Genomic DNA, 12,134 nt, shown 5'->3' with positions numbered 1-12,134 from the left:
GGCCGGTCCTACTCGGCGGCGCCGTACAGCCGGTCCCCCGCGTCCCCGAGGCCGGGAATGATGTAGCCGTGCTCGTTGAGGTGGTCGTCGACGGCCGCCGTGACGACCGTGACCGGGGTGCCCGCGAGCTCCCGCTCCATGATCTCGACGCCCTCGGGCGCGGCGAGCAGGACCACGGCGGTGACGTCGTCGGCGCCGCGCTTGATCAGCTCCTGGATGGCCGCGACCAGCGTGCCGCCGGTCGCCAGCATCGGGTCCAGGACGTACACCTGGCGGCCCGAGAGGTCCTCCGGCATGCGCGAGGCGTACGTGGAGGCCTGCAGCGTCTCCTCGTCGCGGATCATGCCCAGGAAGCCCACCTCGGCGGTCGGCAGCAGCCGGACCATGCCGTCCAGCATGCCGAGGCCGGCCCGCAGGATCGGCACCACCAGCGGGCGCGGCCGGGCGAGCTTGACGCCGGTGGTCCGGGCGACCGGCGTCTGGACGTCGACGGCCTCGGTGCGCACGTCCCGCGTGGCCTCGTAGGCGAGCAGGGTGACCAGTTCGTCGGCGAGCCGGCGGAAGGTCGCGGAGTCGGTGCGCTGGTCGCGCAGCGTGGTGAGCTTGTGAGCGACCAGGGGGTGGTCGACGACGTGGAGACGCATGCCCCCAACAGTAACCGCGCTCAGCCGCGGTCGGCGCTGGCATCAAACCGCCCGTCCGAGGGAAAGTGGGAGGGACGGACCCGGGGTGGTGTGACTGTGCCTGACCTGCCTGATCATGAGACCGACGCCGCCGTGGACGCCAGGAGCGCGACAGGCCACCGGCGGCCCGAGACCGACGCCGAGCGCCGGCGCCGCCGCGCCCAGTTCCTGCGCGACCTCGCCGAGGCCCGGGCACTGCGCGACCGCGTCCAGCCCCGGCGCGCCAAGACGGCCCGATTGCGCCACGCCATGCGGATGCGAACCTTCCGCTGGTAGGGGGATTCCGTCGTACGGTCGGGTGGGAAGAGACCCGTGGGAAGGAAGCCGGTGGGAAAGACCGGCGAACGCACCGGTGTTGCCCGGGTGGACGTGCGTGAGCGCCGGTGGGGCCGCGTACGATCCGCAGGTGGCGGCAACGGACGCACACGTGGGCCGGTCACGGATCCACGATCAAAACTGCCGGACACAGGGAGCCGAAGACGTCCCCTGAACGTCTTGTTTCTGCCACGATGCCGAGTGGGCGGGGCCCGGAGCCCAGCTCCACCCGCCCAGAACCTCCGCCGGGGGGACCCCCAACCGGCACGCCTATGACCAGTGGGAGAGTCACGGTGTACTTCGCCGCACTGCTCGCGCGCACCGAAGACGGGTGGGAAGCGAGCGACACAGAGCTCGACGATGTGGAGACCCTGTCGGATCTCGCCGACCTGGCCCGGGAAGCCTCTCCCGAAGAGGACACCGTGCTCGTCCTGATCGAGCAGGAGGACTCCTGGTTCGGTGTCGTCCGCGTGGACGGCGAGGAAGACCCTCGCATCTACGTCTCGGACGCGGCCGCCGCCGCCCGCAGCGCCTACGGCGAGCTGCTGCTCACCGACGAGCTGCTGGGCCGGGAGCCGGGTGCCGACGACGGCCCCGACCTGGATTCCCTGGACCTCGACGGCACGGAGGACGGCGAGTCCGACGACGAGGAGGACGACGGAGACGCCGCCGACGACGACGCGGTGCCGCACAGCCCGGTGGGCGACAGCGAGATCCTCGACGACCTGGGCATCAGCGAGAAGGAGCTGCGCACCCTGGAGGCCGAGGACGCGCTGGGCACCATCGCCGAGGCCCTGGGCGCCTCGGAGGTGCTGGAGACCGTCCGCTGAGCACCGAGGACACCACCGGCGCACCCGACCCGGTGCGCGACCCCTGGCGGGCCGCGATGCGGCTCGCCCTGGACGAGGCCCGGCTGGCGGTGAAGGGCGGCGACGTCCCCGTAGGCGCAGTCCTGCTGTCCCCGGACGGCACGACGGTGCTGGCCGCCGGGCACAACGAGCGCGAGGCCACCGGCGACCCGACGGCCCACGCGGAGATCCTCGCGCTCCGGCGGGCCGCCGCGACGCTCGGACAGTGGCGGCTGGCCGGCTGCACGCTGGTCGTCACGCTGGAGCCCTGCACGATGTGCGCGGGCGCGCTGGTCCAGTCCCGGGTGGACCGGGTGGTCTACGGCGCCCGGGACGAGAAGGCGGGAGCGGCCGGCTCGCTGTGGGACGTCGTGCGCGACCGGCGGCTCAACCACCGCCCCGAGGTCGTCGAGGGCGTCCTGGCCGAGGACTGCGCCCGGGTGCTCACGGAGTTCTTCCGGGACCGCTGAATTCTGATTTCAAACCTTGCCCCAGCTTGCTGTAGGGTCTCCCTCGGTAGCGTGTCCGAGCGGCCGAAGGAGCTCGCCTCGAAAGCGAGTGTGGCGCAAGTCACCGAGGGTTCAAATCCCTCCGCTACCGCTCCGAACGAGAGGCCCGGTCCAGTGGACCGGGCCTCTCGCGGTTTCCCCAACTCCCCGCACACCGGAGCGCGTTCCGGTGCGCCACGACTCGCACACAATTCCCCGGCCGGAACACACGAGCGGGCGGATAAACTCACCGCCGACAACAGGGCACCGAAGAGTCGCAGCAGGTACAGGGGAGGCCGCGGTGGCGGTGAACGCCAAGAAGATCGCCGTGTACGTGCTCGCGGTCTTCGCGCTGTACGTGATCATCACTGACCCGGCCAAGGCGGCCGACTACGTCCAGATAGGCTTCGAGGGCATATCGGACGCGGCCAAGGCCATAGGCGACTTCATGACCTGGGTCGCCGACGGAGCACAGAGCTGAGGTACACCCCATGATCCGTCACCTGGTCCTCTTCAGGCTCAACGAGGGCGTCGAGCGCGACGATCCGCGGGTCGTGGCGGGCGTGGAGGCCTTCAGGGCGCTCGGCGGCCTGATCGAGGAGCTGCGGTTCTGGGAGTGCGCCTGGAACATCAGTGACCGGCCCATCGCCTACGACTTCGCGATCAACTCGGCGGTCGACGACCAGGACGCCCTGCGGCGCTATCTCGAGCACCCGGCCCATCAGGCCGGCGTCGCGCTGTGGCGGGAGTTCGCCACGTGGGTGATCGCCGACTACGAGTTCTGACCCGCGCGCGCCGAAAGCCCCCCATGGGAAAGATGGGGGGCTTTTCCGCGTCCCGGGTCCCGAACTGGGCGCCATTTGACCACAACACGACGTTATGCGGTGCTTGCACACAGTGCACATGTCTTGTGATGCTATGACCGCTTTTGACGGATGACTGACCGATGAAGAGGTGGCGTTGACCGTGTCGGCCAGTACTGCGCCGCCCCAGGACGAGGTGCCCAGCCCCTCCCCTCCGACTCCCGAGAAGCGCCGCGGCGCCGACACCCGCGCCCTGACCCAGGTGCTCTTCGCCGAGCTGAAGGATCTGACTCCGGGCACGCCGGAGCACGACCGGGTGCGCGGAGCGCTGATCGAGGCCAATCTCCCGCTCGTGCGCTACGCGGCCGCCCGCTTCCGCTCCCGCAACGAGCCGATGGAGGACGTGGTCCAGGTCGGCACCATCGGCCTGATCAACGCCATCGACCGCTTCGACCCCGACCGGGGGGTGCAGTTCCCGACCTTCGCGATGCCGACCGTGGTCGGCGAGATCAAGCGGTACTTCCGGGACAACGTCCGCACGGTCCACGTACCGCGCCGGCTGCACGAGCTGTGGGTGCAGGTCAACGGCGCGACCGAGGACCTCACCACGGCCTTCGGACGCTCCCCGACGACCGCCGAGATCGCCGAGCGGCTCAGGATCAGCGAGGAGGAGGTGCTCTCCTGCATCGAGGCGGGACGCTCGTACCACGCCACCTCCCTGGAGGCCGCGCAGGAGGGCGACGGACTGCCCGGCCTGCTGGACCGCATCGGCTTCGAGGACCCGGCCCTGGACGGCGTGGAGCACCGCGACCTGGTCCGCCATCTCCTGGTCCAACTCCCGGAACGGGAACAGAGAATCCTGCTGCTGCGCTACTACAGCAATCTGACCCAGTCGCAGATCAGCGCGGAACTCGGTGTGTCCCAGATGCACGTATCCCGGCTACTCGCGCGTAGCTTCCAGCGGCTGCGATCCGCGAATCGCATCGAGGCATAACCGGCGCACGGGAGCACACGCCGGAAAACACCAGCCCACGGCGGATCGAAAGCGGGATCGATCACTCACCGGTAAGAGCGAATCGCCCACCAGGGCGGTTCCCGACAGTTGTGCGCCGAAAGGCCGTCAGACCCCTTCTTTCCAGGGCCGATTCACCGCCTGCATGTCGACATGTCACTACAGCGTGTTGCCGACATGTGACATTCTGCGGGAAGCGCGTTTGCCGGAGCTCCGGCGCCGGTATTCAGGTGAAGGCTGCGTTGCTCGAAAGGCAGCGCCGCCGCGACCGTCCCGCGACCCAAAGGGGGTGGCATGTCCGCAGACCAGGGCAGCTCGAAGGTCCTCACGCCCACGAGCGAGGCAGCGCCCAAGGAGCTCCACGCTCTCGACGTCCTCGACGGCATCGAGGGCGTCACGGCCCTCGATGCCGTGCCGGCCCAGGCCGACCCGGCCGCCGCCCCTGCCCCGGCCCCGCCGGTCGCGGCGAACATCGACACCCGGACCCTGTCCCGTTCCCTGTTCCTGCGGCTCGCCGCACTCGACGAGAACAGCCCGGAGCGCGCGTACGTCCGGGACACCCTGATCGAACTCAACCTCCCCCTCGTGCGCTACGCGGCGGCCCGCTTCCGCTCCCGCAACGAGCCGATGGAGGACATCGTCCAGGTCGGCACCATCGGCCTGATCAAGGCGATCGACCGCTTCGACTGCGAACGGGGCGTGGAGTTCCCGACGTTCGCGATGCCGACGGTCGTGGGTGAGATCAAGCGCTTCTTCCGCGACACCTCGTGGTCGGTACGCGTCCCGCGCCGGCTCCAGGAACTGCGTCTGGCCCTCACCAAGGCCAGCGACGAGCTGTCCCAGAAGCTGGACCGCTCCCCGACGGTCACGGAGCTGGCCGCCGTACTCGGCGTCTCCGAGGAGGACGTGGTCGACGGCCTCGCGGTCGGCAACGCCTACACCGCCTCCTCGCTCGACTCCCCGGCCCCCGAGGACGACGGCGGCGAGGGCTCCCTCGCCGACCGCCTCGGCTACGAGGACAGCGCGCTGGAGGGCGTGGAGTACCGGGAGTCCCTGAAGCCGCTGCTGGCGAAGTTGCCGCCCCGGGAGCGCCGGATCATCATGCTGCGCTTCTTCGCCAACATGACCCAGTCGCAGATCGGCGAGGAGGTCGGCATCTCCCAGATGCACGTCTCCCGGCTGCTGACCCGGACCCTGGCCCAGCTGCGGGAGGGCCTCATCTCGGACTGACGGGCACACGGACACAGGGCCGCCGAGGCGCCTTCGCGGCAGCGTCGGCGGCCTTCGTGTGTCCGGGCGGCCGGGTGTCCTACTTGAGCGCGAGCCAGGCGACGGCGGCGACGACGACCACGGCCGCCACGATGCCGATGATCAGGCCGACCCGGGGTCCGGAGGAGGCCGGCTGCTGCTGCGGCCGCCCCTGGGGGCCCTCGTCGACGAACGCGCGGAACATCTGGGTGCTGCCTGCGGGGTCGTAATTGCCCTGAGGGCCCTGGGTGTTAGCCATGGCCCGAGACACTAGCGAATCCGGTGGTGCGACCCAAGTGGGGGTCCACCGGGACAGACGGGGTGCGGGCGCCCACTCCGAACAGCGTGTTTACGATCGCAATACTTGCCTTTGCCAAGTTTTTGCGCCGCTCGACCCCTGGTTGTTTGCCTGCAGCAACCAACCTCCTCTATGGTTGCCCTAAGCAACGAATACGGGAGGTGTGATGGCCGAACAGGCGCAGTACGAGGAGCTGGTGCGTCAGTTCAGCGCCTTCGGAGCCGTGAAACGGGACCTGGGGCGGATCCTGCCGTCCGAGTGCCCGGCCGGCTCGGCCGCCGTGCTGACCCTGCTCGGCCGTCACGGCGACATGCGCATGAGCAAGCTCGCGGAGCTGCTCTCCGTGGACATGTCGGTCACCAGCCGGCATGTCGCGCACGTCGCCGCGCGTGGCTGGATCGAACGGCACCCGGACCCCGCGGACAAGCGCTCGCGCATCCTGCGCCTGACGCCCGACGGCCTGGAGCAGCTGGACGAGCTGTCCCGGCGGACCACGCATCTGCTGGCGGAGCGGCTCGCCGACTGGACCGACGAGGAGGTCGGCCTGCTCATCGAGCTGATGGCGCGCCTGCGCGCGTCCTTCGGCGACTGCCGCTCGACCCCGGTCCGGATCCCCGCGCCCGTAGTCGAAGAGACCACCCGTACACCCGCAAGCACGTAAGTAAAGGAAGCCCATGGCAACGACCACACCAGCCGGTGTGCGGGCTCACGCCAAGCACGGGGGAGGCACAGGCCACGCCCCGATGACCCACCGGCAGATCATGGAGGCCCTGTCCGGGCTCCTGCTCGGCATGTTCGTGGCGATCCTGTCGTCCACGATCGTCTCCAACGCCCTGCCGGAGATCATCGGCGACCTCGGCGGCGGTCAGTCCGCCTACACCTGGGTGGTCACGGCCGCCCTGCTGTCGATGACCGCGGCCACTCCTCTGTGGGGCAAGCTCGCCGACCTGTACAGCAAGAAGGCGCTCGTCCAGATAGCCCTGATCATCTACGTCATCGCCTCGATGGCGGCCGGCCTGTCGCAGAACCCCGGCATGCTGATCGTCTGCCGTGTGGTGCAGGGCATCGGCGTCGGCGGTCTGTCGGCCCTGGCCCAGATCGTCATGGCGGCGATGATCTCCCCGCGTGAGCGGGGCCGTTACTCCGGTTACCTCGGTGCCACCTTCGCCGTCGCCACCGTCGGCGGCCCGCTGCTCGGCGGTGTCATCACCGACACCTCCTGGCTGGGCTGGCGCTGGTGCTTCTACGTCGGTGTCCCGTTCGCCGTCATCGCGCTGATCGTGCTGCAGAAGACCCTGCACCTCCCCGTGGTCAAGCGCGAGGTCAAGGTCGACTGGGGCGGCGCGTCCCTCATCTCCGCGGCCGTCTCCCTGCTGCTCATCTGGGTCACCTTCGCCGGTGACAAGTACGACTGGGTGTCCTGGCAGACCTACGCGATGGTCGGCGGTTCGGTCGTGCTCGGCGCGCTCTTCGTCCTCGTCGAGGCGAAGGCGAGCGAGCCGATCATCCCGCTGCGCCTGTTCCGCAACCGCACCATCACGCTGGCGTCGCTCGCCTCGCTGTTCGTCGGTGTCGCGATGTTCACCGGCACCGTCTTCTTCAGCCAGTACTTCCAGCTGGCCCGCGACGAGTCCCCGACGATGTCGGGCGTGCTGACCATCCCGATGATCGGCGGCCTGTTCATCTCCTCCACCGTCTCGGGTCAGTTCATCACCCGCACCGGCCGTTGGAAGGGCTGGCTGGTCAGCGGTGGCCTCCTGGTGACGGCCGGCCTGGCCCTGCTGGGCGGCATCCGGTACGACACCGACTACTGGAAGATGGCCATCTTCATGGCCCTGCTGGGTCTCGGCATCGGCATGATGATGCAGAACCTGGTCCTCGCCACGCAGAACCAGGTGGCGCCCTCGGACCTCGGCTCGGCCAGCTCCACGGTCACCTTCTTCCGCTCCCTCGGCGGTGCGGTCGGCGTCTCCGCCCTCGGCGCGGTGATGGCCCACCGGATCACCCACTACGTCACGGACGGCATCGGGGCCCTGAGCCCCAAGTACCAGGCCGCCATGGCCGGCTCGGGTTCCACCGACACCATTCCGGACATGGACAAGCTGCCGCTGCCCATCCGGACGCTGCTGGAGAGCGCCTACGGCCACGGCATCGCCGATGTCTTCTACATCGCGGCCGCCCTCGCCGCCGTCGCCTTCCTGATCACGCTGTTCATCAAGGAGGTCCCGCTGAAGACCAAGGGTGCGCTGGCCCAGGCCGCGGACGCCGGGGCGCCCGCCCTGGACCCGGCCGCCGCCCCGGTCGTCGCCGAGGCGCAAGCGATCCCGGCCGCGGTCGCCGCGACCACCGGGACCGGGTCCGAGGGCACCGCTCCGGCGGCCGCCGCGCAGCAGGTGACCGCGGTCGCCACGGTCGCGGAGCCGGGCACGGGCGGCGGTACCCCGGTGCACGGATTCGTCCGCGGCGCCGAGAGCGCCCCGGTCCCGCAGGCCGCGGTCACGCTGATCTCGCTGTCCGGCCGCCAGCTGGGCCGCTCGGTCGCCCAGGCCGACGGTTCCTACGCGGTGGACGCGCCGGGCACCGGCTCGTACGTCCTGATCGCCTCCGCCGACGGCTTCCAGCCGCAAGCCTCCACGATCGTGGTGGGCGAGGAGCCGCTGTCCTACGACATCCTGCTCAGCGGCACCAGCGGGCTGACCGGTGTGGTCCGCTCGGCCGGGAGCGCGCTGCCGGTCAAGGACGCGATGGTGATCGTCACCGATGTGCGCGGCGACCTGCTGGCCACCGCCGCCTCCGGTGAGCAGGGCGAGTTCGCCTTCACCGACCTGGTGCCGGGCGCGGTGACCGTCGCGGTCAACGCGAGCGGGTTCCGGCCGCGCGCGCTGCCGGTCGAGGTCGCCACCACCGGGGTCACCCGGATCGAGGTCGACCTGGACGCCGGCGCCCGGCTGCAGGGTGTCGTGCGGGCTCCGCACGGCGCGCTGGCCGACGCCCGCGTGACCCTGGTCGACCAGGCGGGCAACGTGGTCGGCACGGCCACCACCGGGACGGACGGGGCGTACGCCTTCACCGACCTGGACGGCGGCGACTACACGGTCATCGCGACGGGCTACCCGCCGGTGGCGACGGCCCTGACGGTGAACGGCACCGGAGTCGACGGCCACGACATCGAACTCGCCCACCCCGGCGAGTAGTTCGAGCCCCGGCCCGTGACGGCGCGCGCCTTGAGCGGAGACGCGCCCGTCACGGGCCGATTCCATACGACCGATTTATCTGGCTTTTCAGGGAGAAGACGGGATGGGACTGACCGCGAGGATCCGTACCCGGGACGGATGGGCCGTGTCGCACGCCGTCGTCACGATGACCGACATGACCGGTACGCAGGTGCTGCGGGCCGAGGCGGACCCCGAGGGCGCCGTACGGGACGTCACCGAGCTGGCACCGGGGGCGTACACGGTGATCGTGACCGCCGTCGGCTACGCGCCCGCCGCCTCCAGCGCCATCGTCACAGCGAGCGGGCGGGCCGAGGTCGGCACCGTCACGCTGGCCCGGCAGGGCGGCACCGAACTGCCGCCGCCCGGCCCGTGGACCATCGACCCGGCGCACTCCTCCGTCGCCGCCGTCGCCCAGCACCTGGGGATCTCCAGTGTGCACGGCAGGTTCACGGAGTTCGGCGGGACCATCGAGATCGCCCCGGACGACGTCACCAAGTCCCGCGTCGAGGCGGTGATCCGGGCCGCGTCCGTCGACACGGGCAACGGCATGCGGGACACGCACCTGCGGTCCGCGGACTTCCTCGACGTCGAGCGGCACCCGGAGATCACCTACCGCTCCACGGGCGTGACGGTGGCCGGCCCGGACCGCTGGACCGTGCACGGCGAGCTGTCGATGCACGGCGTGGTGCGGCCGGCCGACCTGGACCTGGCCTACCTCGGCACCGGCGCCGACCCGTGGGGCGGCACCCGTGCGGCCTTCCGGGCGACCACCGAACTGCACCGCGAGGACTTCGCGATGAACTACAACCAGGTCCTCCAGGCGGGCATCGCCGCCATCGGCACGACCCTCAGGGTCGAGCTGGACATCCAGGCGGTCCAGGGCGAGTCACTGCCCGCCGCCTGACGGGAACGGCCGACGGCCCGCCGCCACTCGAAGTGGCGGCGGGCCGTCGTCGTCGTTCCCGGTGGCTCAGTTGTCGGTGGCGCCCACGATGCGCCGCGCCAGGTCCCGCAGTTTGACGTTCTCCCGCTGGGACGCGCGCACCAGGCTCTCGAAGGCCGCCGTCGCGTCGATGTCGAGACGCTCCATGAGGACGCCGGTGGCCTGGCCGATCAGGTCCCTGGTGTGCATGGCCTCGGTGAGCTGCTCCTGGACGGTCACCGCGTTCAGGGCGAGGCTGACGTGCGCGGTGAAGAGGCGGCCGAGGCGGACGGTGGTGTCGTCGAAGGCGCGCGGCTTGCCGGAATAGGCGGTGAGCACGGTGAGCCGGCGCCGGTCGGCGCGCAGCCGCAGCGACAGCACCGAGCGCAGCCCCAGGTCCGGCAGCGGTCCCCGCTCGGTCTCGGCGTCGTCGGGCAGCCGCACCACCGGCGAGGTCCACAGCCGTTCCCAGTGCGGCAGCTCCGGGGCCTCGGCGTCCCGCACGATGTCGTCGGTCCAGGCGACCGTGCGGCGGCCCTCCCCGCGGTCGATCTCCAGGACGCCGGCGTGCTCGGCGCCGGGGAGCAGCTCCACGGCCAGCCGGACGGCGGTGCGCAGCGTGGCCTGCGGGGTGGTGGTCTCGTGCAGTTGCCGAGCCGCCAGCGTGAGCGCCTCCGCCAGCTCCAGGCCGGCCGGAGAGCGGGTCACGTCGAAAAAGTCAGGGGTAACCACCACGAACCTCTCGGGTGTCATGGCCCTACGGCCATGCTCAGGAGAGCTCCGCAGCACATTCCTGACTGCGAGCACACGACATCTGCACTTTAGCTGCTCCGTTGAGGTGAAGTGACGTCCGGATGATCCTGTGACCGACAGGGTCAGGCTGACCGGGCCCCGCTCGTCCTAGGCTGCGTCCATGGCACCGAACATCGCGACGAACACCCGTGTATCGCAGGCCGAACTGCTGGACTTCGTACGCCCCAGGCACCGCGCCATCCTGCTCACCCGCCGGGCCGACGGCAGCCCCCAGGGCTCTCCGCTCACCTGCGGGGTGGACGACTCGGGCCGGATCGTGGCCTCCACCTACCCCGAGCGCGCCAAGACCCGCAACTCCAGGCGGGACTCCCGGGTCAGTCTCATCGTCCTCAGCGACGAGTGGAACGGGCCCTGGGTCCAGATCGACGGCACGGCCGAGGTCATCGACACTCCCGACTCGGTCGAGCCCCTGGTCGAGTACTACCGCAACATCGCCGGTGAGCACCCGGACTGGGACGAGTACCGCGAGGCGATGCGCAAGCAGGGCAAGTCGATCATCCGGGTGACACCGGAACGCTGGGGTCCGGTGGCGACCGGCGGGTTCCCGGCACGGCTGGCGGAGGGCGACTAGCCAGGGGCTGCGGCAGCGGCGGCAGCCGGTCGATGGCCCGGTGCGGCTCCCGGACGGCGGCCGGGCGGTCGGTCAGCCCCTGGCGACCATCGCCTCGATGCCGGCGATCAGCAGGTCGAGGGCGAAACCGAAGTCCCGGTCCATCATCTCGTCGACCGTGTCGCCGCCCCGGGCCGCCATCAGCTCCCGGGACTCCCGGAACATCTCGGCGGTCCCGGGGTCCTCGGCGACCAGGCTCATGGCCTGCCGGTGGTACTCGTCCGCGGTCAGCCCCGTGTCCGCCGTCCGGGCGAGGAAGTGGGCCTCGACCGTGCCGTAGCCGTACACGAACTGGAAGACGGCCGAGATGGCGCCGGTGACGCCGTGCGCGGGCAGCCCGGCGCGGCGGACGACCCGCTGGACCACGCGGGAGAACGCCAGCGAGTTGGGGCCGATGTTGAGGTAGCGCCCGGCCAGTGGCGACAGCCAGGCGTGGCGCACCAGCAGCGCCCGGTACTCGCCGGCCAGCTCCCGCAGTTGCTCCCGCCAGTCGGCGCCGTCGTCCCGCGGATCCGGCAGCCCGAGTTCGCCGTAGGCGGCGTCGAGGGCGAGTTCGAGGAGGTCGTCCTTGGTGTCGACGTACCAGTACAGGGACATCGCGGTGACGTTCAGCTCGGCGGCCAGCCGCCGCATGGAGAACTTCGCCATGCCCTCGGCGTCCAGCAGCCGCACGCTGACCTCGATGATCCGCTCCCGGTCCAGGCCCGAGGGCTGGCCACCTCGCCCGCCGCGCCGTGTCCTCGCCTCCAGCCAGACACTGCCCCGCGCCGACCCGTCACCGGTCCTGGCCACCGACGCACCTCTCTCGAACTCCGGCCACCGCCCCGGATGTGGGGCGCGCGGCCGTGTCGGTACGGGGCTCCGCCGCCTGGGCGCGGC

Annotated in this window: 15 protein-coding genes and 1 tRNA gene; 12 read left to right on the top strand and 4 right to left on the bottom strand. The window is 70.8% G+C overall.

Annotated features, from left to right (window positions below; all coding sequences use genetic code 11):
* Positions 1-8: 8 nt before the first annotated feature.
* Positions 9-644 (bottom strand): uracil phosphoribosyltransferase, encoded by a 636-nt coding sequence (gene upp, locus ACFVVO_RS11760; protein ID WP_390053943.1) that lies wholly within the window; start codon positions 642-644, stop codon positions 9-11.
* 96 nt (positions 645-740) lie between these two features.
* Between upp and ACFVVO_RS11755 the strand changes: the two genes are divergently transcribed.
* The 8 genes from ACFVVO_RS11755 (at position 741) to ACFVVO_RS11720 (ending at position 5,379) form a co-directional block, all read left to right on the top strand.
* A complete protein-coding gene (locus ACFVVO_RS11755; RefSeq protein WP_390053941.1) occupies positions 741-959 on the top strand; it encodes a hypothetical protein in 219 nt (72 codons plus the stop codon).
* A 332-nt stretch (positions 960-1,291) separates the two neighbouring features.
* The gene (locus ACFVVO_RS11750) at positions 1,292-1,828 is read left to right on the top strand and encodes a hypothetical protein (protein ID WP_390054131.1); all 537 of its coding nucleotides are present in this window, start codon (positions 1,292-1,294) and stop codon (positions 1,826-1,828) included.
* Between the two features lie 56 nt (positions 1,829-1,884).
* Entirely contained in the window at positions 1,885-2,316 is a 432-nt protein-coding gene (gene tadA / locus ACFVVO_RS11745; protein ID WP_390054130.1) for a tRNA adenosine(34) deaminase TadA, read from the top strand.
* Positions 2,317-2,361: 45 nt separating this feature from the next.
* A tRNA-Ser gene (locus tag ACFVVO_RS11740) sits at positions 2,362-2,446 on the top strand.
* A 189-nt stretch (positions 2,447-2,635) separates the two neighbouring features.
* Positions 2,636-2,815: a hypothetical protein gene (locus ACFVVO_RS11735; protein ID WP_390053940.1), complete on the top strand. Its 180-nt coding sequence runs from the start codon at positions 2,636-2,638 to the stop codon at positions 2,813-2,815.
* 10 nt (positions 2,816-2,825) lie between these two features.
* Positions 2,826-3,119, top strand: a complete 294-nt coding sequence (locus tag ACFVVO_RS11730) for a Dabb family protein (RefSeq protein ID WP_390053938.1) — start codon at positions 2,826-2,828, stop codon at positions 3,117-3,119.
* 175 nt (positions 3,120-3,294) lie between these two features.
* Entirely contained in the window at positions 3,295-4,131 is an 837-nt protein-coding gene (locus ACFVVO_RS11725) for an RNA polymerase sigma factor SigF (RefSeq protein WP_390054128.1), read from the top strand.
* Between the two features lie 312 nt (positions 4,132-4,443).
* Complete coding sequence (locus tag ACFVVO_RS11720; RefSeq protein WP_390053936.1) at positions 4,444-5,379, top strand: RNA polymerase sigma factor SigF; 936 nt, start codon at positions 4,444-4,446, stop codon at positions 5,377-5,379.
* 79 nt (positions 5,380-5,458) lie between these two features.
* Here the strand turns inward: ACFVVO_RS11720 and ACFVVO_RS11715 are convergent, their stop codons facing one another.
* Complete coding sequence (locus tag ACFVVO_RS11715; RefSeq protein WP_390053934.1) at positions 5,459-5,656, bottom strand: hypothetical protein; 198 nt, start codon at positions 5,654-5,656, stop codon at positions 5,459-5,461.
* Between the two features lie 205 nt (positions 5,657-5,861).
* Between ACFVVO_RS11715 and ACFVVO_RS11710 the strand changes: the two genes are divergently transcribed.
* The 3 genes from ACFVVO_RS11710 (at position 5,862) to ACFVVO_RS11700 (ending at position 9,814) form a co-directional block, all read left to right on the top strand.
* Positions 5,862-6,356, top strand: coding sequence for a MarR family winged helix-turn-helix transcriptional regulator (locus tag ACFVVO_RS11710; protein ID WP_390053932.1), 495 nt, complete (start codon positions 5,862-5,864; stop codon positions 6,354-6,356).
* Between the two features lie 13 nt (positions 6,357-6,369).
* Complete coding sequence (locus ACFVVO_RS11705; protein WP_390053931.1) at positions 6,370-8,889, top strand: MFS transporter; 2,520 nt, start codon at positions 6,370-6,372, stop codon at positions 8,887-8,889.
* 103 nt (positions 8,890-8,992) lie between these two features.
* On the top strand, positions 8,993-9,814 hold the full coding sequence (locus ACFVVO_RS11700; RefSeq protein WP_390053929.1) for a YceI family protein: 822 nt from the start codon (positions 8,993-8,995) through the stop codon (positions 9,812-9,814).
* 66 nt (positions 9,815-9,880) lie between these two features.
* Here the strand turns inward: ACFVVO_RS11700 and ACFVVO_RS11695 are convergent, their stop codons facing one another.
* The gene (locus ACFVVO_RS11695; protein ID WP_390053927.1) at positions 9,881-10,540 is read right to left on the bottom strand and encodes a GAF and ANTAR domain-containing protein; all 660 of its coding nucleotides are present in this window, start codon (positions 10,538-10,540) and stop codon (positions 9,881-9,883) included.
* A gap of 205 nt (positions 10,541-10,745) precedes the next feature.
* On the opposite strand from ACFVVO_RS11695, the gene ACFVVO_RS11690 reads away from it, so the two are divergent.
* The gene (locus ACFVVO_RS11690) at positions 10,746-11,216 is read left to right on the top strand and encodes a PPOX class F420-dependent oxidoreductase (RefSeq protein ID WP_390053925.1); all 471 of its coding nucleotides are present in this window, start codon (positions 10,746-10,748) and stop codon (positions 11,214-11,216) included.
* A gap of 72 nt (positions 11,217-11,288) precedes the next feature.
* Here the strand turns inward: ACFVVO_RS11690 and ACFVVO_RS11685 are convergent, their stop codons facing one another.
* Positions 11,289-12,047 carry a TetR/AcrR family transcriptional regulator gene (locus tag ACFVVO_RS11685; RefSeq protein ID WP_390053924.1) on the bottom strand — a complete coding sequence of 253 codons (759 nt, stop codon included), beginning with the start codon at positions 12,045-12,047 and terminating at the stop codon, positions 11,289-11,291.
* Positions 12,048-12,134: the final 87 nt, after the last annotated feature.

The organism is Streptomyces sp. NPDC058145, assembly GCF_042884245.1.
Taxonomy (GTDB): Bacteria; Actinomycetota; Actinomycetes; order Streptomycetales; family Streptomycetaceae; genus Streptomyces.
The sequence above is the reverse complement of the archived record's forward strand: the minus strand, read 5'-3'. Positions and strand labels throughout refer to the sequence as shown.